This window comes from Enterococcus plantarum (assembly GCF_001730295.1).
GTDB classification, from domain to species: Bacteria; Bacillota; Bacilli; order Lactobacillales; family Enterococcaceae; genus Enterococcus_L; species Enterococcus_L plantarum.
This window is the reverse complement of record NZ_MIKA01000008.1, coordinates 54,406-80,791: the sequence shown is the minus strand read 5'-3', so window position 1 is coordinate 80,791 and position 26,386 is coordinate 54,406. Positions and strand designations below refer to the sequence as shown.

Here is a 26,386-nt window from a genome sequence, read left to right as displayed (position 1 = left end):
ATCAAAGAAATCATTTGTAAACACCTCATTTCATTTAGTAATTAGATATATCTTGTACTTAGTTTATCACACAAGAATACATTAAAAAAGCTTTTTTAAATTGCGCATGCATTTTTTGCATGTGTTTTAAACGAATTATCAACGTTCTTACGAATTGTGTATGAAAAATATACAATTAAACTTAAAATACATGCATTTTTTGCATATAAAAGGAGTGAAACTTATGAATAATTACACGGACACATTGAAATTTCTTAGAAATGTTAATAATCTTAAACAAAAAGAAATGATTATCGGAAAAGAAACAGACAACTCCCTTTATTCAAGACTAGAAACAGGAAAACTTAAAATAAAAATAGAACATATTGAACAAGTATGTGACCATCTAGACATAGCACCTTCAGAATTTATGGCATTTGCAGAAATAGACACTGAATTCTTGCAGTACAAAGAAAAATTAAACAAAGCAATCAATAGACATACAGATATAATCATCAAAGAGAACGTATTAGAAGATTATAACAGATTAAACAATCAAGATATAAAAAAATTGACAATGAAAGACCTAGCATTTTTATTCACATACAAAAATAATTTATACAAACTTTGGTATGAAGTAGAGAAAATTAATAGTGATGATATTAAAGTCATCGTAAATAGATTATCAAATAAACAATTTTATTCAATGTATGATTATATATTAGCCTTAAATACAATAAATTACATGAATAATCATCAAGCAGATAATATCATAAAATTAATGACACCCTTACAATACAAAGACCAACGCTCTATTCAAACTAAAAAATATGCAAATGTATTATTAACAAACATTATTTCTTTCAAGATTTATCAGATGGATTATGAAAAAGCTCTTGAATATGTCAAATTAGCAGAAGATCAAGATCCCACATTTCAAAGTTATTACTTCAGATTTGACATTCAGTATCACAAAAACCTTGCCTTATATCTACAGAAAAAAGATACAAAATACATTGATATAGCCAGAAATTTAATTTCTAGTATAGAAGAAATTCAAGATATTCAAACAGCTAAAATTTTCAAACAAGAATTGAACCATTTAGTAGATAATCCTGCATACTACAAAAATAATACTGATTACGACATAGTACAGATAAAAGAACAAAACTAATGATCAAAAGTATCTAAGATATAATTTATTAGCATTGTGCAAGCAATGCTTTTTTGTAGCCCAAGTATCATAGATATAAAGTAATTGGCAATTTGCAGGTTTAATTTCAACCTGTATCTATGCCTCCTAAATCCAGCTGCTGGCATGCCTTATCTTTTGTTGCAGGGGATTTTAAAAGTTGAGTGACTACTTTGCCCGCAACCGGGAAAAGACTCAAAATGGCTTCTACGTATGCAGATTGTACTTCCTTTTTCACATTTAAAATTGTTTGAACTAATGCATTCCTAGTGGCCATCCTAATTCCGCCACCTCTACCAGCTTTTACAGAGTAAAACAGTCTACCCTCTTGTTGCATTTCCTTCAGAACTTTGTCCAGAGAGCGATTAGGAATCTTTAATTCTTCTGCTAATTCTCTTTTTGTCGTTACAAAATAAGGTTTATACGTATAGCTTTTATCCTTCAGGAATGCTAATAAGTCCGCTTTCCATTCATGTCTATGAGAATATTTTCTCTCTGATCGATCTTTTTTGAATTTATACCAGGTACTTGGGTGACTTCTATACCCACAGTCCCCTTTTCTTTTGCTAAACGGAGCCTTAGGAGCCTCCCCTGAGCCCCAACTTTCTACAAGTAGATCAATCTTTTCCTGTTCTGCTTGGTGATATTCTCCGGAATATGCCGATTCAATCGCACGTCTTACTTCAGCATCTTTCAACGCTTTATTGCCTAAGTTAGTGTTGAATTGATCCATATCGTTGTAACAATTTTCTTGCGTTTCTCCGGAAGAATAGTAAGCCAAAGCCATGGTGAAAATGGCACTATTACGCCCAAGTAAGCCTTTGTCCCCTTCAATTTGCGTGTTATTAAGCAGTTGATCGACCCATGCAGCATTCTTTTGTTTACTTTTCTTGGGTAACAGAAATAGTTTAGGTTTTTCTATGTCAATTAGGTTATCTGAAGAGTATTCAAAAGACCAGTCTATTAATGTTTGCATGTCATAAGTCATTTCTGGATTGTATTGCAAAATATTATCAGATCTTGGAATTCGGGCAATCCCAAAATGGTTACAGCCCATATCGACTGGCAATTCTTCCGCAAAATATCGTCTCAAATTATTTGAGACATTTCTTGCGATTTTTACTGAGTTGTAGCCATTTGCGTTAGAAATAAACCAGGGATTCTCCAGCACATAATATACCTGATAACCGCCTGGAGTTTCTAAAGTCATAGTGGGTATGAACCCTAAGTCCATGCTGCGGTCCATAATGTCTTGACCAGAGCATGATTGACCAACTTTAACATCGATATCGATCATAAACGTGTTAATCTGATTCAAGTTCTGATCCTTATGACCTGTTACAAAGAGTCTGCGATCGTCTGTATAGGTACCATACCTAAACACGTTTGGTGTCCAATGAGTAAATGAGTTCTCATTTTCCCACAGTGCTTCTTCCGAAGTTAACACTACACCACGGGCCACAGCCATTGCCTCTTTCGAGCGGAAACCAAATATAGCACCCTTTTTCCCCTCTGGTTGCTGAACAAATGGGCGCAAGTTGCTATTTTTATATTTGTATTGTCTTAATCCGCCTTTTAAAATGGCAGCATAAATACGATTTAGGTCTTGCTTCAGTATGTTCATTTTGGTTTCCTTTCCAAAAAAGAGGACACAAAGGTTACCCTCGTGTCCTCAACAATACTGGATTTATCAAATTTACTACGAAAAAACTAGCAAAACAGCCATTTTTGCGTAACAAATAAGCCTAAATCTATTGTATTTTTTGCCAAAATTTGCTATAATAAAACTAATAAAAGTGACCTTGAAAACACTTAAATATTTTATAGAAATTGAGACAAGAGGAACACATAGTTTGGGTATGTGATTTCTAAAAGTTAGTTTGACTCCAATCAAATTAATTTTAGGTCTCTTTTTTTTTATTTTAAGGTTAGATTAACCTACTTGTGAAATTTTGTAAACTATTTTTTAATCTTACAATTCCAACATATCGTCAATTCTGTTTCGGAAGTTTTGTAATTCATCTTCACTTTTTACCTCTAGAATAGCAATTCTAGCTTGGTCTAAGGCATAGCTATGTTTGGATAAAATGGGTTCATATTTTGCGTAAATCATTTCCTCCAAACGATCTAGTGCCTCATTTCCAAAACTTCTAGTTCCGTTATCAAACTCTCTTACATAACTAGGAGATAGTCCTATTGCTTTCGATAGTTCAACTCTGCTTATATAATAATTTTTAACTAAAAATTTAAGAACGAAACGATCATATTCATTTCTGTATTGTTTGCTACCTTCCTCCATACCCTTCCTCCTTTTGTTGTTACAAACAACAACAACTATCGCCATTAGATTACCACAAAATTCAAGTACAATCAATTCAAAATATCCAACAACTTTCGTATTACTCTTTAAAATGTATTTACAATAGGCTTTATTAGTATTAATAATGTAATACATTACTATTACTAATACATTTTCAGTAGTAATATATTAGTAATAGTTACTTAAATTTCTTAAATAACGAACACTATTAAAAATTATATGTATTTGTTGTTGATTTTAACAACGGAATATGTTATTCTATTTTTGTTAGTAATACAGTTTATTATCAATAGTAATATATTAAATTTACAAAAAATTACTTTAAATTTATTTCAGAGAAAAGAGGTAGTCAAATGGCAGTAGGCATTACGGTAGCAGCGAATAAAGGCGGAGTTGGAAAAACGCTTATAACAATTAACATCACTGGTGCGCTTAGAAAGGCCTTTCCAGACGCAAAAATTTTAGTAGTCGATACTGATGCACAAGGGAATACCACTAAATCATTTAGAGTTAAAGTCGGTAATGATCAGAACACTATCTATGATGTATTTATGGGAACAGCCACGGTAGAAGATACCATTGTTAGTACCTATGATAGTAATATCGATGTCTTACCAGCAAACTCGGATAACAACTATCTGGAATTCGATAAAATGGAAGAATTCAGGGATTCCATCTTAGAATGGTTTGTTTCATTGGTAAAAAAATTTAAAAATAATATTTCTGAATTAATGACAATAGAAGGACTTAAAAATAAAATGACTAATATCATCGATCCCAGCGCTAATTACTTTAATGCACTAGCTGGATCGTTTGATAATGTTCAAGAAAAATACGATTTCATAATCTATGATACCCCTCCAGAATTAAAACAAGTTACATCCTCTGTATTATCTATTGCAGACGTTGTAATTGTTCCTTATGAGCCAGATTTGAATGGTGTTGATGGGGTAACACACTTGATATCAAGGGTTTTAACACTTAAAGAAAAGTATAATCCGGATCTTCGAATTGGTGGTGTGTTAGCTAACAAAGTTTACAACACAAACCTACATGCTAAAATGATTAATTCTATGATGAAATATACCAATCGAAACAATTATCATTATTTTGATACCGAAATACCTAGATCTATTACTTTTGCTGATAAACTTGTTAGAAATGGACTTCCTATTACTATGAACGATCCAAGTAACAAGTTTGCTCAAAATTTTTATAAACTAATAAATGAAATGAACAGATTGGGTTTGTTAAGTACTAAAGGAAAAACATTGGACATTCCTGTACAATTACACGAAGATAGTGAGGGTGAAGAATAATGGCCAGAAAAAAAAGAGCCACTGGTGATTTTAGTTCTGCTTTTGACGAAGAGTTAGAGAATGTTAAGACCCCTGAGGACGATTTACAAAATGAAACTCTTCCTGATCAAACCAATGAACCCACAAATGCTGTAATAGAAACGATTCCTAAGGACGAGGAACAAGCATCGGATACTACTTCTTCTTCAGATAACTCAAATAAGTTTGGATTGATCAGGCAAAATCAGCAGAATGTCTCCAAAATGATTCCTCGAACGTATAAATTACGCCAAGATACAGTTGATGGTCTAGAAAGTCTTGTTTTCAGAGATAAGAAGCGTAATAAAAAAATACCTGGTACAAAAGGATTTATCTCAGATTTTGTTGACAATGCTATCTGGCAGCATTTTCTCCAATTAGGTCTCATTACTGATGAAGAAGCAAATAAACATGTTAAGGACTATAGCAAATACCCCATTAACATTGAAAACTTTACTGATTTCATGAATGGTATTGAAGAAGACTTATAATAGTCTTCTTTTTCATTACCAATAGTAATACATTACCAATATATTACTATTGGTAATGTATTACTATTGGTAATGTATTATCATTAAACATAGTATTTCCCTAGTTGGCTCGTGTGCTATCATTTGCCTATGTCCATCTTTGCTTTCACGAATTCTCGCACATTTTAACTCATATAAAAAGAACTCATATTTCTATTATAATTATAAAAGTAATTTATTACTAATATATTACTTTTATAAAGGTAACATATTGTATTTGTATTACCTTATACATATATAACTATTACCTGTTCAAAATCCTTCTTTTAACATGTTCAACATTCATTTTATTACCTTTGTAAATATATTGAATTCATCTACATCATTGAGAATTCCCCGTGATACTTTCTTAGAAGGTTTACTCTATCCATTCATTATCAGTAAAGTATAATGAATCGATTGTCAGTTACCCTACTATTTATCGCTCTATTTGATGATGGATTTCCTGTAGGAAGTCCTGGAGCACGTAAATGTTGAGACGGAAAGGAAGAAAATCAGTGACTAAAAGAATCGGTGATCGTCGTGGACGGTTTACGGATGTGAAAACGATTCATGAGCGACCAACAAAAGCTGAAAGTAGAGAAGAACTTGGTCACTGGGAAGCTGATACTGTCTTGGGACACCGAGGAAAATCGTGTCTCGTCACACTCGTTGATCGGAAATCTAGATTTTTACTAGCTGGCAGAATTCCTAAAAATGATTCAATTTGTGTAAGGGATATGATTATAAAATTGCTTTCTCCGCTAAACAAAAAGCAACGCAAAACTATTACGCCAGATAGAGGGCCAGAATTTGCAAAATACAAATACTATAGTAAATTATGCGGTATTGATTGTTACTTTGCAGATCCTTGGTCTCCGTGGCAACGTGGGACTAATGAGAATACGAATGGATTAATACGGGAGTATTTACCGAAACGGACAGATATGACTCCAGTTTCAGAAGAGTATATTGAATCCGTCATTCATAAATTAAACAATCGTCCTAGAAAATGTTTGAACTGGAGAACGCCTTATGAGATATTTCATGATAAATCATTATGTTTAATTCAATAATACTAGTTAGATAAATTTTTCTCTTGCTATAAAGTAAACTTCAGGGTTTATGATAAGTGTACATGAAAGATATATTTAAGAAAGTAGTTGGTGGCATAGTGAAAACATTATATTTGATGAGACACGGTGAAACGCTGTTCAATCGCCAGAAAAAAATCCAAGGTTGGTGTGACTCTCCTCTTACACCCATAGGAAAGAAACAAGCACTCATTGCAAGAAACTATTTTAAAGAGAATAATATCGTTTTTGATGACGCGTATTCCTCTACCTCTGAGCGGACATGTGATACCTTGGAATTAGTTACTGATACCTCATATAACCGTATAAAAGGGCTTAAAGAGTGGAATTTTGGTGATTTAGAAGCTGAGCATGAATATCTAAACCCACCACTTCCATATGGAGACTTCTTTCTTTCATATGGTGGAGAAAGTGAACAAGACTTTCGAGACAGGGTTTCTTCTAGTTTACTTACGATTATGAAACAGACTTCTGGAGAAATTGTTTTAGGAGTCTCTCATGGAGCTTCTTGTCGTCAATTTATGCGGAAATGGCAACACACAAGCAACATAGATCAAAAAGAGCGAATCGGAAATTGTTGTATTTTGAAGTTCAATTTTGAAAAGGATACATTCTATCTAAAAGAAATCAGTAATCATGATTTCTCCATGCTAAAGTAAAGGGGTCTATTAGAATGAATATAAAACAAGTGGCGGATATGTTCGATTTAACAGTTGAGACAATTCGTTATTATGAACGTGTAGGAGTGATTCCGCCAGTTAAGAGGGACAAAAATGGTTATCGCATATTTACAAAGCGAGACTTGAATTGGGTTTTTCTTGCTAAGAGTTTAAGAAATGCTGGGTTATCCATTGAATCATTGATTGAGTTTGCCACGCTGTCTCAATTGGAAGGCGATGAGCGACTCGCTCAAAAGGATATTCTAAAAGATCAATTAAAAGAGTTAGATGAGAAAATTGAAGAACTTATACAAGTTCGTAAGCTTCTTCAATATAAAATCACAACTTATGATGAACATATTGCAAAGTTTAGAGCTGGAAATATATCAGATGATGATATAGAGGAACTTTGGACAATGAAGCATATAAATAAGGACAATAAAAATGAAACGGAGGAAATAGATGATGCAAACAATTAAACTAAACAATGGCGTGGCTATTCCTGTATTGGGCTTTGGTACGTATCAGATAACAGATCCAAAAGAAGCAGAAGAAGCAGTGTATATGGCTATTCAAGCTGGTTATCGTCATATCGATACGGCGCAATCTTATATGAATGAAGAAGCTGTTGGTCGTGGTATTGTTAAGTCAGGAATTTCACGTGATAAGCTGTTTGTAACTACTAAAATTTGGGTCGAAAATGTATCGTATGACGGTGTTATGAAATCCTTTCAAGAATCTTTAGATCGTCTGGGGATGGAATATATAGACTTACTGTTATTACACCAACCTTATAACGATGTATACGGCGCTTGGCATGCAATGGAAGAATTACAGGCTAGCGGGAAAGTCAAAGCGATAGGTATATCTAATTTTGCTGTTGATCGAGCTGTTGATCTATCTGAGTTCAACAAGATTACTCCACAGATAAATCAAATAGAAATCAACCCATTCAATCAACAGACTGAAAATATTCAAGCACTAAAGGAAGAAGGTATTCTTCCAGAAGCATGGGCTCCTTTTGCTGAAGGAAAAAACAATATATTCAAAAATGAACTTCTTATAAATATTGGAAATAAATATAATAAGACAGTAGCACAAGTAATTATTCGCTGGTTGCTAGAACAAGGAATTGTTGTTCTAGCTAAATCAATAAAACCTGAACGAATGACTGAAAATTTAAATGTTTTTGATTTCTCCCTATCTGATGATGATAAGCAAAAAATTGCAACCCTGAACGAAGGAGAAAGCCAATTCTTCTCACATGCAGATCCAAAAATGATCAAATGGATGGCAGGTAGAAAACTAGATAACTAAAAATAGTCGCACTCTTTGAAAATTTCATTCAAAAGTGCGGCTATTTTTATTGAAATGGTCTTAAAAATATAAACATTTTTATTATTTTACATGTGTTGCACTTAATTGGACAATTCTAGTAGCATGAGATAGCGTTCGACAAGCAAAAAAAACTTATGCATGGGGCATAAGTCTTTTACTACTTCAAGCTGGAGTATTGATTAACATAGGCATTTGCTCTTTTAAATAGCTTTCGGCAAACTGATAATCAAACAGCCATCTATCGATTGTATCTTTTTCTAAAATGACCGGCATACGATTATGTATCTCTGCAATTGATTTATTAGCTGCAGTAGTCAAAATGATACTTCTGTTTCCATCTTCAAATTTCTTATAAAATCCCGCTAGATAAAGGATTTCAGAATCTTTTTCCCTGAAGAAAAATTTTCTTTTCTCCTGGGTCCATTCATAAAATCCAGAAGTGGGAAAGACACAACGAGTGCTACTAAATGCTTTAGCAAACATTTTCTTTTCAGTGACTGTCTCTGATCGAGCATTTATGATCGATTGAGACTTTTTAAACCCATGAAAGCCCCAAGCCATCGCTTCAACATCAATAGCGTGATCCGGCGTTCCGACTAGTAAAGGGACTGTGTTCGTTGGAAATATTTCTCCTGTTTTTACGTCCATATTTTTATACTGAATATTCATTATGATTTCTTCTATTTCCTTTGATTCCCCTGGATCTAAAAAATATCTTCCACACATGAAAAGCGCTCCTTTCAGAATCTATTTTCTTAAATTTTACTAGAGGACATTTTTATTTACCAAGAATTTGATTGATTACACTAGCCTAGTTAACTTGTCTCAATAGTGACTATTTTAGGAAAAAAATAGTATTTGTAGAATAGACAAATTAAGTTATAATAGAGTGTCGCTTATCCGACAGTCTCGCGACTGGAAGGAGGTGTTATACTTGATCGAACTAATCATTTGCCCCCTTCTTGTTGGGCTCTTAGTGGCTCTCTTTGAGTATTGGCTAAATACCAAAAACAGGAAGTAAAACCACACTACGGCGACATTAGCCCACGAAAAAACCCCCAGAGAATCCGACTTCTCTGGGAGTTTAGTGTTATACTTGATCTTCATTTGCACTATTATTATATCACATTTCTACATTTATGACAATTTTAGGAATTTTTACCATTCGCTTTTAGAGAAATTATCCTGGAAGAGCCGCAGCTGCTGCCGGAGAATTTTCTTTCATTTTACGAACGAGCTTTTTTGAGAACTGATAATCTATCTTCTAATTCAATAATTTTACTTGTTAATCTCTGGACCTCTTCATATCGAGTAACAGGGACAATTTCTTCTACTTCTTTTTTAAAGAAAAAAGTAGTTTTTACTCTAGGTTGCAGAAAGTCTCGTTTTCTTTTAAGTTTCAATAATTCATGTTCAACTTTTTTTATCTGCTTCTCTAGTTCACTCTTTTGTTTAAAAATCATATTTCCACCACTTTTCCATAGTTATCTTCATTCTTTGTGTAGAACTCTTGTAACTCTTTTAAAATACGCTCTTGGTCTTTATTTGCTTTAATCATTTTTGATACTCCTTCTCACTTTTTAGAAAATTTAGGTAATCGGAATCAATCCTTTTTTAGAAAGTTCCTCTAGTTCATTTCAAAAATAATTTGTACAAAAAATACACGGTTCATATCCACGTAATAGCGAATAGTTTTAACCTTCTTTAGATTTTCACTATCCAGCTCTTCTTGTAAAACTGCTCGGTAGAAAGGTAGCTTATGACTAATTTTTTGAACAGCTGCAGGCATTTTCACCAATATCGTTTTAGTATTTTTTTCTTCAAATAACTGTCTTTCAAATGATATCAATTCATAGTCTTCCGACTGGAAAAATAAATCCTGAAAACTAGATTCTAAATTATCAATTGCCTTATCAGTTACATCACCATAAAAACTTAATCCTGGTATATTTTTTTGTTGAATGTTTGAAAAGTTCATTTATCCTGCTACATTTCAATTATTTATCCTATTTGGTAGCGCTTATTTTTACTTTTTTAGGAAATATTTTATTTCTTAACGTCTTTACTAAAAAGTTAGGTTATAATTAAACGTCACCCATCCTACAGTATTGCGACTGGAAGGAGGTGTTAACTGTGCTAGAACTTTTCATTTGCCCCCTTCTTGTCGGCTTAATAGTAGCTTTATTCGAGTATTGGCTGAATAAGCGAAACAAGAAGTAAAACATCCTAACGGCAACATCAGCCAAAAAAGAACCCCTAGAGAATCCTACTTCTCTAGGGGTTTAATGTTAACTGTGCTATTCATTTGCACCCCTAGTATATCATTTTTTTTATTTGATAACAACATTGTTAGTTTTTACTGACCTTTTTTTGGGGATTAATCTTCATCTGTTGACAAATAATTTTAGAGATTTACTCATTATTATTTCCTCCTTCAGTTATTGATCGTTTTTGGCGTATAGTTCGCCATTTTGAGTTTGGCCATTGCCATGGCATTATCGATCGTTCGCTTCTAGTCATGCTTTACCTGGTGGATCTCACACTGCAGCTGACAGAAATCAACTACTTTTACGAACGATTCTTTTTAGGAAACATCAATTCTATTACCTCTTTTGCTAGATATAATAAAAAGGCAATGAGAATTGTTGCAAAAAATAAATAATATAGTAACATACCACATGAAACGACTACAAAAGAGAAAACAAACCCTATTTTAGATCCAACGAGAAGACTACCCATATTAAATACACGTGCTGAAAGTAAAATCAACACCGAAAAAATAAGCGAGTACATAGCAATTTTCAATAATTTTCTAGCTGTTTTTTCAAGTACAGTTAAATCAAGTTCAAAGTTTTTTTCATTATTTCCTCCTTCAGTTATTAATCCTTTTTAGTGTAATTTTTTTAGAGAACAATCTCTGGAAATTTATTTTAGTCCATTAGTTGTACAATTTTTAAATATTCAGCAATATTATCATGATCTGGGAAAATAGTTTTTTGATTTACACCTAATTTACCTAGACTATTAAATATTTTTTCTTTATTCTTTATAACAAGTTCTATATCGCTATCAACTTTTGAAAATCCGATAAAGTCTTCTGCGGTATCAGGATGACCTAGATACAATGGTACTTGATACAAGAAAGTTCCTTCCTGTGCTCTCATACGTTCAAATTTTACTGATGGTTGTATTGAAATTAATGGTAGATTAACATATGATTTCACTTCATAAGACCCAATAGCTCCCTTAGTGAAATCATCTAGCATACTATTTTTCTGCTGTTGAATTGCAAGCAAAATAACTACAGCCAGTGTATCCGATAAATACTTCCTATAATAAACCTCAAATATTGGACTTTTACCTTTTAGTGCAATTTTTGTTCCGAATGAACCACGCTCTTTACTATATCTAAAATCTACTTCGAAATATTTATAAAAAATCTTTTCCAAGGTTTCCATATATATTTCAGGGCTTTCATATTCATTCTCAGTGAATTCACGTAATACTTGTGCAAACGTAGCATCAAGCTCTATTCCAACATTTTTTTCTAAATATAAGGGACTATCTTTCGTCATAATTGGTCTTAAAGATTCGACACATTTTACAAGTAACTTATATTTTTCTAGATACGGTAATTTTGATAATTTTACAAAAATTTGGTATGTAAATTGATTATCCAAAAAAAATGAATTCAAATTCATGTCCGACTTTATTTCAAAACCTGACAAATCGATAAATCTCTCTTTATTAAACGCATGAACTTTACAAGTGTTCTCGTCATAATTAGAAGAACAAGCAAAATACAAAGCTATTAAAGGATTAGAAGTAATATCTATTAGTGGCGTTATAAGCCCATGATGTTGGGCATATTGCATGAAGTTATCTCTTTCAAGTTCAGTTAACTGATGTCCAACTTCAATATAATACTCTTTTAATGCTTTTCTATAATCAATTCTTTTTTTTGATTTTGAAAAAGGAATACTGTATTCTCTAAAAGCTGAAGCGACGATTTCCGAAAAGTTGAGGCTAGACTCTCCTCTGTAATAATAATTTCTGTCTAAAGACTCTATCTGCTCTATAAATTCATGAATATCATTAATTTCTATTTTCTCCATAAAGTAAGAACCTTTCATTAGTATTTTTGTATGTACAATCTATATCCTTAATAGGTAATACAATACGGTTTTTCTTATTTTGGTTTACAAGTAATTTGTTGTTACTAATCCTTTTTAAGACTTTTAGTGATTTTTCTACATAAGTTGCCATTCATTTTATTATTTTCTTTAAAAAATCCAGTCAGTTCTTGGTTTTTACGTTCTATAGCTTGAGCTTCTACTGTTTTATTTTTAAGCACCCCATAAAGATAGGAAGCTTCCTCTTTTGTCATTTCAATACTAATCAATTTTCTTACCTTCTTTCTGATCCTTTTTCAAATTGACAATGATGCTTCATTCCTTTACATTAAATGTAAGGAAACAAGCCTTTATACCAAAAACGAGCGTTTTCGATAATTTGCCTAATTAATGATTCAATGAATATGAAATACTGGTATTACTGGAAGTTGTCCTAGTTTTGGGGCAACTTTTTTATTTTGCCAAAAACGGCGTTTTAGGTATTCACTAGATTGCTTGTTCAAGATAGTACCTCAGTTTAAAAGCTGAAATGAGCTTAGAATCTCTCTACCATTAACGTAGTTTTACCGAATATAGATTTAGTTATAAGTTTAGGTATAATTTATTATTTTTCTGCTCGTACAAATTCACCCCTCATCAACTCATAATAATTATCTAACATTTTTTCTAATAACTCAGCGTATGATATCTCATTGCCTGCTTCATCAAATTCTTTTAACATCCATTCTAGTTTTTTATCGATATCCGAATTGGGATAAAACGTCTCTTTTGCAAATGAAGTTAAAGCTTCAGCATTCCCTAACCTCATATTGTCGACATTAGATTCACCACTTCTGAATTTTTTTATTGCCGTTGCGCTTTTAAATCCTGCAACTCTAGCAATTTCCGCACTCGATGTTTCAGTTTCAAATAATAGTCGTTCTATTAACTCTCTGTCCGCATACATATGATCTATCCTTTCATTGCAGCGAAGTTGTTCGCTACTATCAAATTTGATATAGTATAATAGTAGCGAATGACTCTAATCGGTTTTAGTTACGCTTGCTCTTGTTCTGTTACAGCAGAATAAGAGTAATTTTTTTTGCTCATTTTAATATTAACAACATATCTGATAGTATCCATTGCTTTTTCAACTGAATTTATAGATTCTTCCAATTGTTCAACTGCATTTAAACAATCAGTATAAATATCTGTTTTTGATAAATTTTCTGGAATATTATCGAAATCTGTTTCTTCCTCTTCCAAAATATCTCTCAATTTTTCCAATTCTACATGTAACGTTTTCTCGATTGTATTTAATGACTCTCTTCTGTTTGCGTTCATCTAAATCATCCTTTCTTTATCCTAATATCATTATACGACACTTTAGTGACTTAATCAACACTAAAGTGTCGATTAGAACAAAATATTTTTTCTTACTCATCCTATTGTTATCAAAATTGACGAATGCGTAAATATGTTCATTTTTACCCTTTCAAATCACTGTGAAATAAAGGTTCCTATTTCCGATAGCTCTCAATGTGTTATTATGCTACTATATAGCTATTATAACGCATTCTATCAGGGGGTAAAATCATGAGTTACAACGTGCAGCCATTACGATCAAATGACGAAATTAATGACTTTCTTTTTTTCCTGCGTCGGCATCGATATGCTAAAAGAGACGTGTTTCTTTTTTTATTTGGGATCAACACAGGATTGCGAATGTCAGATATCGTTTGTCGCAAAGTAAGTGATATTAAATATTCCAGTACGCCCCAAATCATCGAGAAAAAAACAGGAAAAAAAAGAACCCTCTATTTAGAGAGTATGCAAAGTCAGATTGAAGACTATATAAAAGACCTGGACGATAATGATTGGCTGTTTCCTAGTCGAAAGGGATCTAATCACCTTCAGCCGAAAGCAGTTTACAAGATTTTTCAAAAGGTTGCTGCTGGATTAGACAGAGACGATATTGGAACTCATACTTTACGAAAGACGTTTGGTTACCACTATTACAAACGGACAAAGGATATTGTCTTTTTAATGGAAATATTCGGTCACTCAAATCAACAGATCACTAAACGTTACATTGGAATCACTCAAGACGAAATAAGCGATTCTCTTAAAAACTTCCGTTTAGGCTTCTAAGCGGATCGTCACAGGAGCATTCTAAGATTTTTTCATTTAGTTAAGCAAGTAAATTGGGAGTATCCTGACAGGAAGTAAAGTTGAAAAATCCGCTATGATAAAAAAATTTTTTATCTGTAAAAATCTCAATTTAAACATTGAATTTATCCGTTTTCACGGTTCTTTCATTCCACAAAATATAGGCTATCTACATAATCTAACCACAATATGTAGTGACCAAGTGTTGACAATTTCTGGCAGGAAAGTATACTTATACTAGATAAGGCTATGGATATTTAAAGCTCGCTTGAAACCATCAAACAGGAGAGCAGGTGATATCCGTGAGTACGTATGAACAAGTATATATTTTACTTTACTGTTGTATGTTAGGATTAAGCATCTATAATACATTTAAAAAAAAATAATACTCTTGCAATCCACCAAAGATTTAACGCAAGAGTATCACCATATAGAGCTTTAATTTCAAGCCTTTTTCTAGAGTTAGTGTTGACGCACTAACTTTTTTCTTTAGATTCATTATAGCACATATGATATATTTTTTTAAGGAGAAAAGCAAATCCTACTTATTCGTTGTAAAAAATCACCTAAAATTTGTATTTAAGTAAATAATGCATCCCACAAATGACTGTTTTTGGGAAACGCACATTTAAGAGAATCTGACACAATCGGGTTGTGTCGCATTCAGAATAGTGCAACAATTCAACTCTAAATTTTATCATTTACAATAGTTACTATAATACGTTATAGTAACTATTAGAAAGGAGTTTTTCTATGTCCAACATAAAAAGTATCGAAGAAGAAATTGAAAATATCCTCATTAGAGATAAACGCTCATGGGTACGATTATTTGAATTAATCAGAGAAGTCGAATTGGGCGCTTTATGGAAACCAGAACATTTATCCTTTACTCGTTGGATCAGACACTTGGCTTACGAGTCCGGCGTAACTGAGTCCTTAATATGGAAAAGAAAAAAAGCTGGCGAGATTTATTTCGATTATCAAACAAGAGCAGAAAAAAAAGGGTTATCTGTCCCAAGAATAGAAGACGTCGAAGTCAGTCCGGATAACTTTGAATTGGTCGAAAAGATCAGTCAAGGGAATAAAGATATTAAAGACGATTTAATGGATAAAGTATTGCATCGAGAGCTAAAGCGATCCGATTTACTAAGTGCTTGGAAATCCGTCAAGACAATCAGACAGAATGACCCCGGCAGTATAATAAAAAAGAACAGCCATTCGGAAGTTGGCAACTCTGAAAAAGAAAAAGAGATAGCATTATCTGTTTCAGACATTGCCATCTCTTTAACTTATAGTTCTTGGCTAGATACCTTTTCTGATGTTAATGTGAACAATTTTACCAATCACTCTCGAAAGAAAGTTTATAAGTTATTACCTGATTTTTCGTTTTACTCTTCTTTAAGTGATCGATTACATACTATAGACTTTTTAGTCATTGAAAATTATACTAGCAAACCATATCAATTAAATTTGCACTCTATTGAAGTTATTCTAACTGAAGAGGATCTTCACCAATCTTTCAAGAGTAAACAATACCAGCAGCACATAAATTATTTATGGATTGCAATGCCGTCTGATTTAATCGAAGAAATAAGTTTAAATGTTTCTGAAGACTATGGAATAATTGAGATAGATACGAGGAGAGCTGCTACGGTTTGGAGAAATTCTCCTTGCACTTCGGCCTCTAATAAAACAGATGTCTATCAAGAAGCTTTGATTAAATCACTTTAAAAGTAACGGTTCTGTTGCAAAATTTTATTCCAGTATTAATTTGGCGTAAGATAGAAAGAAACACTATATGAGAAAAAAACCATGAATCATTTTAAGGGGAAACAATTCAATCAAGACATCATTATGGTAGCCGTAAACTACTATTTAAGATATAAACTGAGTTACCGTGATATTTAGGAAATCCTTCGTGAATGTGGGATTATTGTCTGTCACACCACTGTTTACCGATGGGTACAAGAATATAGTCCCCTCGTTTATTGCCTCTGGAAAAAGCGAAATCGCATGGCTGGTGATTCTTGGCGAATGGATGAAAACTATATTAAAATAAAAGGCAAGTGGCATTACTGGTATCGTGCGATAGATTCCTCTGGTTTTACACTCGATAGTTGGCTACGGCAAAAACGCGATAGTCAGTCAGCGTATGCCTTTTTCAAACGATTGATTAAGCAATTTAGTGAGCCAAGAGCTATTGTCACGGATAAGGTACCATCAATTTCTTGTGCGTTTAACTCACTATAATTAGTAGATTATTTTGCTACTACCCTTCATCGAACCAGTAAATATTTAAATAATATCATTGAACAAGATCATCAACCTATTAAGAAAAGACATAAGTCATATCAGTACATTAGGACTGCATCCGTTACGATTAAAGGGATGGGAACGATTCATGCTCTGTACAAAAAAAGCCGAAAAGATGGAAATCTCTTCGGTTTTTCAGTATGTGTTGAACTCAAATAATTGTTGGGGATACCAGCTTAAATTGGAAGTAGAATGTGTAATAATATTTATTTTTTAAACTTTGCAACAGAACCAATCTTTCTATTCCCGTGTCAACTTTTAGTATACTAACTTAATACGAGATAAAAAGAGTCACTTACAAATGAATGTAGTGACTCTGATTAATCTAGTTATGTGAAAAAAATAATTAAGTAGATAGTTTAATTGTTGTTGACAAGTTTTTTATTAAAGATATACGCGCCAACTACCAATGTTGTTATTCCTAATATCATAAATAAAATTGAGTTTTTTTTACCTGTTTCAGCTAGTCCTTTTGTATATATATTAGAGTTATTCGGCTTTCTTTGTCCGACTGAGTTGGGTATTGTTCCACTTTCAGATGGTTTTATGGACTTTTTATTATCATTTTTAGTATATACATATATCGCTGTTTGTGGATCCGTAATGAATGTTCTCATAGAATTCCCTATCACTTCTTTATAAGTATAGCCTTCGATTGTGAATTTTTCTGTTATATACGAATCTTCAATATTCCCTGTTTTTATGATATTTGGTGAAATGGTATTTCCTTTTGTATCCTGATACTGAACTATTACATCAGCACCCACAGTAGGATTTTTTGTATACACATATGTCACTGTTTGAGGATCTGCAGTAAAGATTCCCGTAGGACTTCCTAAGCTTTCTTTATACGTATAGCCTTCAATTGTTAATTGTTCTATTGTGTACGAATCCCCGATATTCCCTATTTTTATGATATTTGATGAAATGGTATTTCCTTCTGCATCTTGGTACTGAACCGTTACATTTCCACCAGCAACAGGATTCTTTTTCCAAACAGCATAAATTGAGATTGTTCATTTGGTTATGAGTAGTCCTTCTTCGCCTAATTCTTTACACGCATGGATCCACTTTCTTATTTGAGTATTAGAATTAAATCCATATTTTTTTGCTAAGTAAATTATCCCTCTTTTTTCTTCAAGATGCTCTTGAACAATTTTTAATTTGAATTCAAAAAGATATTTTGCCATACAAAAAGACCTCCAAAAGTCAGATTTTCGGTCTAACTTTTTGGGGTCGGCTCAATCCTTACCAGACCTAGATTTCTATTCAGCTATTTGTTTACAGACACTATTTGTCATAGGGCCTACAATTTATTCATCATGAAGAATCCTCCTAATTACATAAATTCATCTTATCGTTATGACCGCTCTTTTATTGCATTTTATTGTAATGTTTTTTATTTTTCCAATAAATTAATACCACAATGATTATTAAGAGAAGAACACCAATAATAATAAATACATAACGAACTGTATCTTCCTTTCCTTGATCAATAGTTACCGCATTGATTTTATTTGCTTGATCTTTACTAATAATAAAATCTTTATCAAAAGTCCATTTGTTGTCTTTGGCATCTGTAACTGTTAATTTTAAGGTATAATCACCCGCAACTAGTCTCTGGTCTTTTGTATTGATGGCTAACTTGAACAATGAGTTAGGCGCCATCTCCATATTTGAATCATAGGTTTTTGAGTAGGTTGATTTATTGTCTTGTTTATTTTTGATTTCGACAACATATTTTAAATGCCCATAAGCATCCATCGTTGGATTTTGAATAGTCACTACGACAGAAGGTTGTCCAAAGGACACTTCTGGTGTCACATTTACTAGTTTTAACTCACGTTTTATTTCAGTATCTGCTTCAGTCAACTTTAAACCTAATATGTATCCATAATCGACATTAATTTGGTTATCACTTTTATTTTGATCTTTTAATACCTGAATAGCTGCTGCAATTTGTCCATCGAAAGGTTTATCTGGCATAGTAATTTCTATGGGAACATCCACAGATGATTTTGCTTCTACTATAACTTTCTTTCCATAGGTCACCATGTCACCAATTCTATAAGGAACATCGTTTTCTTTTGCCCCATCTGCATCAGTATAGTCAATAAATCCTTGAGAATTTGTATAAGCCTGATTGACATGGATTGTATAAGAGCTCTTAGCATCAGAAGTGTTATTTAAACGAAATTTTATGGTTTCTTTTTGGCCAGGTAATAGGCGTAAGTCAAAGTAACTGGCCTTTTTATCATGCTGGGCATTTGAATCAAGCATTTGAATATTAAAACCAACATTTCCCTCTTCCGCATGAACAATTTTATTGAACATTGTTAAGAATAAAAAAGTTCCAAGCAAACTAATCATTATTGCTTTAATCTTTTTCATATAATTCCTTTCTGATAAAAAGGTAAATCGATAGAAAAATTCTATCGTTTTACCTTTTAATATAAATTAATTTGCATTAGCAGTATTGTATAATTGATAATTGATTGTTCCAGTTAATTGACTACCCACTTTAAGTTTTCCACTTGGATCAGAGAAAGAAATTGATGCTGTAGTTACTGGTGTTGAAAGGGTCCCAGTATTTGCTTCAGCTGTTAATTCACCATTTTTTGCAACAATCGGGGTTGCACCAGCACCAACTAATTCATTGTTGTTGATCTTAAATGATGTTACATCGAAATTTGTACTATCTGACGTTAATTTATTTTCTGCAACAGATGCTTTAACACTCCATTCACGAGTACTACGACTATTGAATACTTCAATATCTTGGTCAGATAATGTTGTTGTTAATGAATAAGTGCCATTTGTTAATGATGATGTGAAATCATATTTTTCTGGAACACTTATTAGATTTAAAAGTTTTTGGTCAGGATCTGTTGGATCTAAAGGGTCTGTACCAGAATCTTCATCTTCAATTGTTACATTTACTTTAGATTCTTTGCTATTTCCTTGTACTTCATCGGCGAATACTGATGTTCCTATTGTTCCTACCCCGATAATTGCTAATAATGCACTGCTTAATACTAATTTTTTCATATTTAATTTTCCTTTCGCTTATAAAAATTATTTTATTGTGAAACTGGAAGTGAAGCTAACAACAAAGTTTGTTTGGCTACATAATCTCCCGGTTTCGTATCAGCTCCAAAAGATAATGATATAGTATCTTTTGGAACGGTATACTTATAAGTTGTTTTAGTTGCTTCAGCTACTCGCAACATTGGTTTTGTAGCATCTGGCATTACACTTACGTCTAATGCTTCATAGAATGTATCTGCTAAGTCTTCTACAGTTCCTTTCCCAAACGAAAGTCGTTGATCTGAAACTGTTTCTCCAATGCTATTAGAGAAAACAGATATATTATAGTTTAAGGTCCATTGATTTCTCAACCCATTTCGTTTATCACTTACCGTAACGGTAAAATCATTCGTTGGCTTCAAAGTCATTTTTTTACCAGTCACAACAATTGGTTTAAACGTCGGAATGCTCACATCATCTAATGATAATGTTCGTTCCGTTATCGTAATACTAATACCACTTTTTGAATAACTGTCTCTGACTTCTTCTGCATTCACATTAGGAGTATATGATAAAGTAACGAAAAACAAAAGGACAGTTAAAAATATGAATATATTATTTTTCATTATTTTCCACCTTTCGTCTTGAAAGATAAACGATATAAATAACTCCCATGCTAACTAGTACATAGCCAAGAATAGTTAGTAAAAGATTACTTTGTTCCCCAGTTTTAAGAAACATCGTATTTCTATTATTGAGTGATTTATTGCCTGAATTTGCGCCTGTACTTCCCGATTCTTTCGGTAACAACGTAAGAGTAACCTGATTAGTATTTTGATCAATTGCTTCTTCCTGCGCTGCAAGGGTTGATTGAGCTAACACAGACCCACTCATGACGATGAGACACACTGCTAAACCCACCCATGATATAATTTTTTTCTTACTCATTTTTTCCTCCAATAATCTCTATTTGGATTATTCGGCACTAGCTGTATTATATAATTGGTATCGGATGGTGCCTTGTAGTTCTGAACCAGCTTTCAATTGATTATCGGTATCAGTAAATCCAATGCTGATATTAGAAACATCTGTTTGAACATCTCCTACATTATTACTTATTGTTTTATCCGTGGGTGATTCAGCAACAATTCCTTTAGTTTGTGGATCGAGTATGTTAGACGAATTAATCGTAAAACTATTGACTGGTATTATTGATGTACCATTTTTCAATGTCAATCTATCCCCTACAATACTTGCCTTGACAGACCAATTTCTTTCCATTCGATTATTGTAAACCACCACTTGATTATCGGTACTCACTGTCCCGTCAACTTTATAGCTGGAATAAAATAACTTTGACTTAAATGTATAGGCTGTTGGAACAGACTTTAATACTAAATTATCTTGATTAGGATCAGTTGGATTTAGAGGATCTTCTGCTGAGCCCCATACATATGTTCCAGGATTTTGTCCATCATAATTCGCTAAGAATTCTTGTGAAGTCCCTACAGTTTGATTTTTTATTTGATACACCCAAGTTCCGCTGTATAAATCATTTTTAGGAACGTCAGGTAATCCCGTTGCTTGGCCCTTAAAATTGCTTCCTAGAGTAATTTTACTTAAATTATTATCTCCAAAAAACATATTTTTTGTACTCCCATTTTGAGTATTAAAGTTGGTAATATTTAACTCTTCTAGACTAGACGCTCCCTCAAACATACTATAAAAATTAGTTGCTTTATTAGTATTCAATGTTGATAGATCTAAAGATACTATATTTGTCATATCATAAAACATGTTAGACATATTTATAACTTGACTCGTGTCTAAATTTTCTATTCCTTCTATACTAGTTAGTGATCTTAAACGATTCGATCTTGGGCTTAAAGAAGAAAACAGGTACGAACTATCAGATGGTGCTGTGACAGCTTTTGTAAATACAATCTTTTTTATATCCGCTGCATTAACCTTTAAATCATCCGTTCGATTCCATGGTGAGTATTTAGACTCGTTGAATCTACCAGCATCCAAAAATCTTAATATGCCTGCAGTTTCATCAAATTCCCATGGCACATCATTCCAAAGTTGCCTTTGCCAAACGTACGTTCCAGGATTCGACCCATTATAATCTTTAAGAAAAGTGTCAGAAGCTCCAGCAGATACATTAGTAGATTCGTTCATCCAATTACCTGTATAACCGTTCATTCTTGAAATACTAGGTAAATCAGTTGCTTTACCTCCAGTTGAAAAAAATTTACCTAAGACAAGACGATTCAATTGAAGGTCATTTAAAAACATATTTGTCATGTTAGCTACCTTCAAAGTATTAAACGTCGAAATGTTTAAAGTTGTCAAACTAGTCATCCCTGAGAAAATTTTGCTCATATCTGTTACTTTTTCTGTGTTAAAGCTAGTCAAGTTTAAATCTTTTAAATTTGACAAGCCGTTGAACATTGCATACATTGAATCAACACTTGCTGTATTAAAATTTGACAAGTTTAACGATGTTAGCCCAGTTGAACTTTGAAACATATTTTTCATGTTTGTCACTTTTGATGTATCAAAGTTTGATACATCTAGTTTTTTTAAACTTCTCAAACTAGTAAACATCCTGTGCATAGATGTAACACTAGATGTATTAAAATTTGATACATCTAATGTTTCTAATGAATACATTCCTGAAAACAAACCCTCCATTTTGGTCACAGCTGACGTATCTAAATTAACTAGGCCATTTATAGAAGTGACAGCTTTTAATAGATTTTCATCTACTGAAGATGAGAATAAATTAGTAGAATTGATTGGTGCCTTAACAGCTTTAGTGAAGGTAATTGATTTAATATCAGCTGCATTAATTTTCGAATTATCAGTTCTGTTCCACGGAGACAAACTATAGCCTCCTAGTATTCCTTCATCTAGAAAAGTCACCCCACCAGTGGTAGAATCAAAATCATAATGTACACTACCCCACGTAGGATACATAGCCCATGTGTACGTTCCTGCATCCGTCAATCCATTAAAGTTTTTGAGAAATTCACTAGATGATCCGAATAATTCTCCAGATGAATTTTTCCACTGCCCATTATAAGTACTTGTTTTTGTAATAGATTGTAAATTTGCATCTGCATTTTTATTTGAAAACGTACTACTTAAAGTAATTTCTTCTATTGGAACATTCCGAAACATATTAGCATAATTTGTCGTTTTAGAAAAATCAAAATTACCCAAATTCAATTTAGTGACACCTGTCAACCCTGAAAACATTGCGTACATGTCTGTTACGTTTGAAGTATTAAAATTAGATACATCTATATCATTCAAAGACGTATCATTTTGAAACATATTACTCATCCGTGTTGCTGATGATGTGTTAAATTTAGCAAGATCGATTGATTTTAATGATAGCATATTAGCAAAAGTCAAGTAGAATTCTGTCACTTTTGATGTATCAAAACTCGATAAGTCTAAGAACTCTATACTACTCATATTCTGGAACATTCCTGACATCTTTGTTGTTGATGATGTATCAAGATATGCCAATCCCTGAAACTCTGTGACATTCGATAATCCTTGAAACAGATTATTCGAGTTAGGAGGAGCATTTACATATTGAGATAATATAATACTCTTGACACTGCTTTTATCCACACCTGTTCCATCAGTTTTATTCCACGGAGCACTAATATATTGTTCAAACGTACCTCCGCTTGTAAAAGTAAGCGCCCCGGAGATACTATCAAACGTCCATTTAACATTTCCCCATGTTCCTTCGGTCGTTGTTGACAGTGCATTAGCCTTGATTTCTTTTGAATCTTTTGATTCTGTGAATATCTCTGTCCGTTCGGTTGTTGTTTCATTCGGAATATTTACCGCATTGCTTTCTAGATTTTTTAATTTCACCCGGTCATCTGAAGATACAGCAACTCTATTTGGTTCTAATGATGTATTTAATTTTTCTTTAAATTCTCTAGACGTTTGTTCCTTATCTGAAAAGTTTGCTTCGAGGATTGTTTCTGTTCCTGTTTGAGCAGAGGAAAACTTTGGAAATAAAAATTGTAATAGTCCAATCGAAAGTAAACATACATAAAGAAAAAACTTTTTGTTCATTATTATTCTCCCACAATTTTTACTTTTTTTCTCAATAAATAATATTATTAAATATTATTTAAACATTATTGTAAAGTTAGTCCGACTAACATATCACTTATTATGATTAAGCTACATTGCAATAAACTAATTAAGGATATACAAAAAAATTTATTTTTAGTAATTTTCAGCATTACATCATCATTTATTTCAGGTTTTTGTTTTTAAATAATTAACAAGTTTAATCAAGTATATATTTTTCTTGTATATAATGCAAATAATATGAATAAAATAAAGATAAAAAACTTAAAGCTTGCATTTATAAAGTTAATACAAATTTATTTTTTCCTTGAATTCGTCGTATTTATTCAAGCTTAAATCGAAACTGGCTACAAAGTATTGGCATTTAGTTTGTTATCTCCAAACGTGATTGGAAAATGACATTAAATTTAATGAAGTACTGTCATATTAATTTTGTCAATAAATTTTACTTTATATTGAAAAGAAAACATATTCATAGGAGTTTGATGTGCGCCCTAAAAGTTGTACGTAAATTAACTTGTCATTCGACTGGTATGAATTCGGTATTGAACCGGACTCATACCAGTCAATTTTGCTTTTATCCGATAATGATTGTAATAATCAATATAATTTGTAACTGCTCGTTTTAATTCCTCAAAGCTAGAAAAACTACGACCATAATACATTTCTTGTTTTATCAGACCAAAGAAATTTTCCATTAATGCATTGTCCAAACAATTTTCTTTTCGTGACATACTCTGGTATAACTTTGCTTGCTCCAATTGTCTGACATACTGTTGATTTTGGTAATGCCACCCTTGATCGGAAAGGATTGTTGTTCGAAAGTTGGTCTCTTTACTTTCTTTAATGGCTGTTTTTAAAGGAATCAATACGCAATCCAACGTTGCTTTTTGCTGAAATTGATAGGCACTGATTTCTCTATTAAAACCATCAAGAAAAGGAGGCTCTATACTTTATAATTAATTTCCATTCAAAATTAACGATAAAAAAACTACTAGTATCCGCTCCTGTCATTTTTACCTTACTATAAGAATTTACCTATACCTAAAACGAATGTTTTTGGTATAGGTACATTCAAGAGACTATGACACAACGTGCTTGTGTCATAGTCAAAATAGTTCGATAATTCATACGGATATTTTCTAATTTACATTAGTTACTATAATACGTTATAGTAACTATAAAAAGGGAGTTTTTTATGATGAACATCAAAACGATTGAAGAAGAATCCGTAACTTCTATCATTTTAAATTGAGAATTACTTTATTTTTTGGCACTGTTCTTTTTCAACCAATTAGAAAAACCTAGAGGAATTTCCCTCTAGGCTTCATTAGTGATTTAATTCTTTGGATTTTCTTCACCAACATTAGTTGACAAAGAACCGAAATAATTCCAACTCTACTAATACACTTTTATTCTTCTAAATAGGACCATCTAGAACTAAATATCATCTAGGGTTTCCAGTTGTTACGAACGTTTTTAAATTTGGTAGTTTTTTAGCTGGACTTAAATCAGTTACCTTGTTGTAATCAATATTTAAATAAGTTAACGTTTTAATATGTGTTAGTCCATTTATATCTGTTAATTTATTTTGACCTAAATTTATATACGTAAGATTAGGATAAGCCGTGTTTTTTAAGAAATCAATTGATGATATATTGGCCCCGCCTAAATCTAAACGATTTAAGTTACGGAAGTTGCTGATTATATTGAATTCTGAATTCTTTAGATTTGGGTTAAATCTTATTCCTAAATTACCTAAATTAACAGCGTACCTAATACCTGAGATATCATTTAAATATGGGTTATGATTAACAGCGAGATAGCCCAAATTTTTTCCAATAAGAGGATTTAGATTGGGAAATGAATTATAACTTAAATCTAATGATGTTGTTTGATAAGCATACTGTAATCCTTCTAAATTTTTTATATTCGCACGCTCTAAATTCATGTATTGTAAATTAGGGTTATTCAGTTCATTTGGCGAAATATCAGATTGTGGATTTCTTTTCAAAATTTGATTAATTCTTGCTTTTAGACCAGGATCTGGGACTACATTTGGCTCAGCAGCGAAAGTTTTCAGAGGTAGCAGTAGCAAACATAATGCAACAAATATTGGATACAAAATATTTTTTTTCTTAAACATAGGTAAGTACCTTCTTTCTTTTTTTTTACTCTTAAAGTATAACACAATTACACTTAAAGTACA

The 26,386-nt window shown here is 32.4% G+C and carries 28 protein-coding genes and 2 pseudogenes; 12 read left to right on the top strand and 18 right to left on the bottom strand.

Translation table 11 applies throughout. From position 1 onward, the window contains the following. Positions 1-223: 223 nt before the first annotated feature. The gene (locus BCR22_RS04595; protein ID WP_069653806.1) at positions 224-1,153 is read left to right on the top strand and encodes a helix-turn-helix domain-containing protein; all 930 of its coding nucleotides are present in this window, start codon (positions 224-226) and stop codon (positions 1,151-1,153) included. Positions 1,154-1,259: 106 nt separating this feature from the next. Here the strand turns inward: BCR22_RS04595 and BCR22_RS04590 are convergent, their stop codons facing one another. Beyond that, a complete protein-coding gene (locus BCR22_RS04590) occupies positions 1,260-2,795 on the bottom strand; it encodes a primase C-terminal domain-containing protein (protein ID WP_069653805.1) in 1,536 nt (511 codons plus the stop codon). 348 nt (positions 2,796-3,143) lie between these two features. Next, on the bottom strand, positions 3,144-3,470 hold the full coding sequence (locus BCR22_RS04585) for a winged helix-turn-helix transcriptional regulator (RefSeq protein WP_069653804.1): 327 nt from the start codon (positions 3,468-3,470) through the stop codon (positions 3,144-3,146). 374 nt (positions 3,471-3,844) lie between these two features. Here BCR22_RS04585 and BCR22_RS04580 point away from each other — a divergent pair, with 374 nt between their 5' ends. The 6 genes and pseudogenes from BCR22_RS04580 to BCR22_RS04555 all read left to right on the top strand — a co-directional run bounded on the left by BCR22_RS04580 (position 3,845) and on the right by BCR22_RS04555 (position 8,407). Beyond that, positions 3,845-4,810: a ParA family protein gene (locus BCR22_RS04580; protein ID WP_069653803.1), complete on the top strand. Its 966-nt coding sequence runs from the start codon at positions 3,845-3,847 to the stop codon at positions 4,808-4,810. Then, positions 4,810-5,319: a hypothetical protein gene (locus BCR22_RS04575; RefSeq protein WP_069653802.1), complete on the top strand. Its 510-nt coding sequence runs from the start codon at positions 4,810-4,812 to the stop codon at positions 5,317-5,319. The genes BCR22_RS04580 and BCR22_RS04575 overlap by 1 nt, the downstream gene beginning before the upstream one ends. Before the next feature lie 425 nt (positions 5,320-5,744). Next, positions 5,745-6,413: pseudogene (locus BCR22_RS04570) on the top strand (IS30 family transposase); the annotation flags it as partial. A 95-nt stretch (positions 6,414-6,508) separates the two neighbouring features. Next, positions 6,509-7,090, top strand: coding sequence for a histidine phosphatase family protein (locus BCR22_RS04565; protein WP_069653810.1), 582 nt, complete (start codon positions 6,509-6,511; stop codon positions 7,088-7,090). A 14-nt stretch (positions 7,091-7,104) separates the two neighbouring features. Next, the gene (locus tag BCR22_RS04560; RefSeq protein ID WP_069653800.1) at positions 7,105-7,569 is read left to right on the top strand and encodes a MerR family transcriptional regulator; all 465 of its coding nucleotides are present in this window, start codon (positions 7,105-7,107) and stop codon (positions 7,567-7,569) included. Further along, the gene (locus BCR22_RS04555; protein ID WP_069653809.1) at positions 7,556-8,407 is read left to right on the top strand and encodes an aldo/keto reductase; all 852 of its coding nucleotides are present in this window, start codon (positions 7,556-7,558) and stop codon (positions 8,405-8,407) included. The genes BCR22_RS04560 and BCR22_RS04555 overlap by 14 nt, the downstream gene beginning before the upstream one ends. A gap of 183 nt (positions 8,408-8,590) precedes the next feature. Here BCR22_RS04555 and BCR22_RS04550 read toward each other — a convergent pair whose 3' ends face one another. Then, positions 8,591-9,154, bottom strand: coding sequence for an SOS response-associated peptidase (locus BCR22_RS04550; protein WP_069653799.1), 564 nt, complete (start codon positions 9,152-9,154; stop codon positions 8,591-8,593). Positions 9,155-9,317: 163 nt separating this feature from the next. Between BCR22_RS04550 and BCR22_RS15995 the strand changes: the two genes are divergently transcribed. Then, positions 9,318-9,449 (top strand): type I toxin-antitoxin system Fst family toxin, encoded by a 132-nt coding sequence (locus tag BCR22_RS15995; protein WP_420841165.1) that lies wholly within the window; start codon positions 9,318-9,320, stop codon positions 9,447-9,449. Positions 9,450-9,654: 205 nt separating this feature from the next. Here BCR22_RS15995 and BCR22_RS04545 read toward each other — a convergent pair whose 3' ends face one another. Then, positions 9,655-9,891, bottom strand: a complete 237-nt coding sequence (locus BCR22_RS04545; RefSeq protein WP_069653798.1) for a hypothetical protein — start codon at positions 9,889-9,891, stop codon at positions 9,655-9,657. 164 nt (positions 9,892-10,055) lie between these two features. Then, positions 10,056-10,406, bottom strand: coding sequence for a hypothetical protein (locus BCR22_RS04540; RefSeq protein ID WP_069653797.1), 351 nt, complete (start codon positions 10,404-10,406; stop codon positions 10,056-10,058). Positions 10,407-10,552: 146 nt separating this feature from the next. On the opposite strand from BCR22_RS04540, the gene BCR22_RS15825 reads away from it, so the two are divergent. After that, complete coding sequence (locus BCR22_RS15825) at positions 10,553-10,648, top strand: type I toxin-antitoxin system Fst family toxin (protein ID WP_141706530.1); 96 nt, start codon at positions 10,553-10,555, stop codon at positions 10,646-10,648. Positions 10,649-11,358: 710 nt separating this feature from the next. On the opposite strand, the gene BCR22_RS04535 is transcribed toward BCR22_RS15825, so the two are convergent. The 4 genes from BCR22_RS04535 to BCR22_RS04520 all read right to left on the bottom strand — a co-directional run bounded on the left by BCR22_RS04535 (position 11,359) and on the right by BCR22_RS04520 (position 13,884). After that, positions 11,359-12,543, bottom strand: a complete 1,185-nt coding sequence (locus BCR22_RS04535; protein ID WP_069653796.1) for an FRG domain-containing protein — start codon at positions 12,541-12,543, stop codon at positions 11,359-11,361. Between the two features lie 104 nt (positions 12,544-12,647). Next, the gene (locus tag BCR22_RS04530) at positions 12,648-12,830 is read right to left on the bottom strand and encodes a hypothetical protein (protein WP_069653795.1); all 183 of its coding nucleotides are present in this window, start codon (positions 12,828-12,830) and stop codon (positions 12,648-12,650) included. A 335-nt stretch (positions 12,831-13,165) separates the two neighbouring features. After that, complete coding sequence (locus BCR22_RS04525; protein ID WP_069653794.1) at positions 13,166-13,507, bottom strand: hypothetical protein; 342 nt, start codon at positions 13,505-13,507, stop codon at positions 13,166-13,168. Positions 13,508-13,596: 89 nt separating this feature from the next. Further along, positions 13,597-13,884: a hypothetical protein gene (locus BCR22_RS04520; RefSeq protein WP_069653793.1), complete on the bottom strand. Its 288-nt coding sequence runs from the start codon at positions 13,882-13,884 to the stop codon at positions 13,597-13,599. Positions 13,885-14,136: 252 nt separating this feature from the next. Between BCR22_RS04520 and BCR22_RS04515 the strand changes: the two genes are divergently transcribed. The 3 genes and pseudogenes from BCR22_RS04515 to BCR22_RS04505 all read left to right on the top strand — a co-directional run bounded on the left by BCR22_RS04515 (position 14,137) and on the right by BCR22_RS04505 (position 17,181). Then, complete coding sequence (locus tag BCR22_RS04515; protein ID WP_069653792.1) at positions 14,137-14,691, top strand: tyrosine-type recombinase/integrase; 555 nt, start codon at positions 14,137-14,139, stop codon at positions 14,689-14,691. A 771-nt stretch (positions 14,692-15,462) separates the two neighbouring features. Beyond that, a complete protein-coding gene (locus tag BCR22_RS04510; protein ID WP_069653791.1) occupies positions 15,463-16,440 on the top strand; it encodes a hypothetical protein in 978 nt (325 codons plus the stop codon). 81 nt (positions 16,441-16,521) lie between these two features. Beyond that, positions 16,522-17,181: pseudogene (locus BCR22_RS04505) on the top strand (IS6 family transposase). Positions 17,182-17,381: 200 nt separating this feature from the next. On the opposite strand, the gene BCR22_RS04500 reads toward BCR22_RS04505, so the two are convergent. The 9 genes from BCR22_RS04500 to BCR22_RS04465 all read right to left on the bottom strand — a co-directional run bounded on the left by BCR22_RS04500 (position 17,382) and on the right by BCR22_RS04465 (position 26,323). Further along, positions 17,382-18,029, bottom strand: a complete 648-nt coding sequence (locus tag BCR22_RS04500; protein WP_276205047.1) for a MucBP domain-containing protein — start codon at positions 18,027-18,029, stop codon at positions 17,382-17,384. A 9-nt stretch (positions 18,030-18,038) separates the two neighbouring features. Next, a complete protein-coding gene (locus BCR22_RS15635) occupies positions 18,039-18,212 on the bottom strand; it encodes a helix-turn-helix domain-containing protein (RefSeq protein WP_083241749.1) in 174 nt (57 codons plus the stop codon). A gap of 184 nt (positions 18,213-18,396) precedes the next feature. Then, a complete protein-coding gene (locus tag BCR22_RS04495) occupies positions 18,397-19,413 on the bottom strand; it encodes a WxLIP family cell surface protein (RefSeq protein ID WP_141706529.1) in 1,017 nt (338 codons plus the stop codon). A gap of 66 nt (positions 19,414-19,479) precedes the next feature. Then, entirely contained in the window at positions 19,480-20,070 is a 591-nt protein-coding gene (locus tag BCR22_RS04490) for a hypothetical protein (RefSeq protein ID WP_069653789.1), read from the bottom strand. 32 nt (positions 20,071-20,102) lie between these two features. Continuing rightward, entirely contained in the window at positions 20,103-20,675 is a 573-nt protein-coding gene (locus BCR22_RS04485) for a hypothetical protein (protein WP_069653788.1), read from the bottom strand. Beyond that, positions 20,665-20,997 (bottom strand): LPXTG cell wall anchor domain-containing protein, encoded by a 333-nt coding sequence (locus BCR22_RS04480; protein ID WP_069653787.1) that lies wholly within the window; start codon positions 20,995-20,997, stop codon positions 20,665-20,667. Before BCR22_RS04480 ends, BCR22_RS04485 begins: the two co-directional genes overlap by 11 nt. A 27-nt stretch (positions 20,998-21,024) precedes the next feature. Then, complete coding sequence (locus BCR22_RS04475; protein ID WP_069653786.1) at positions 21,025-24,156, bottom strand: BspA family leucine-rich repeat surface protein; 3,132 nt, start codon at positions 24,154-24,156, stop codon at positions 21,025-21,027. Between the two features lie 533 nt (positions 24,157-24,689). Further along, positions 24,690-25,127 carry an IS3 family transposase gene (locus tag BCR22_RS04470; RefSeq protein ID WP_083241748.1) on the bottom strand — a complete coding sequence of 146 codons (438 nt, stop codon included), beginning with the start codon at positions 25,125-25,127 and terminating at the stop codon, positions 24,690-24,692. A gap of 497 nt (positions 25,128-25,624) precedes the next feature. Further along, the gene (locus BCR22_RS04465; protein ID WP_069653784.1) at positions 25,625-26,323 is read right to left on the bottom strand and encodes a leucine-rich repeat domain-containing protein; all 699 of its coding nucleotides are present in this window, start codon (positions 26,321-26,323) and stop codon (positions 25,625-25,627) included. Between the last annotated feature and the right edge of the window lie 63 nt (positions 26,324-26,386).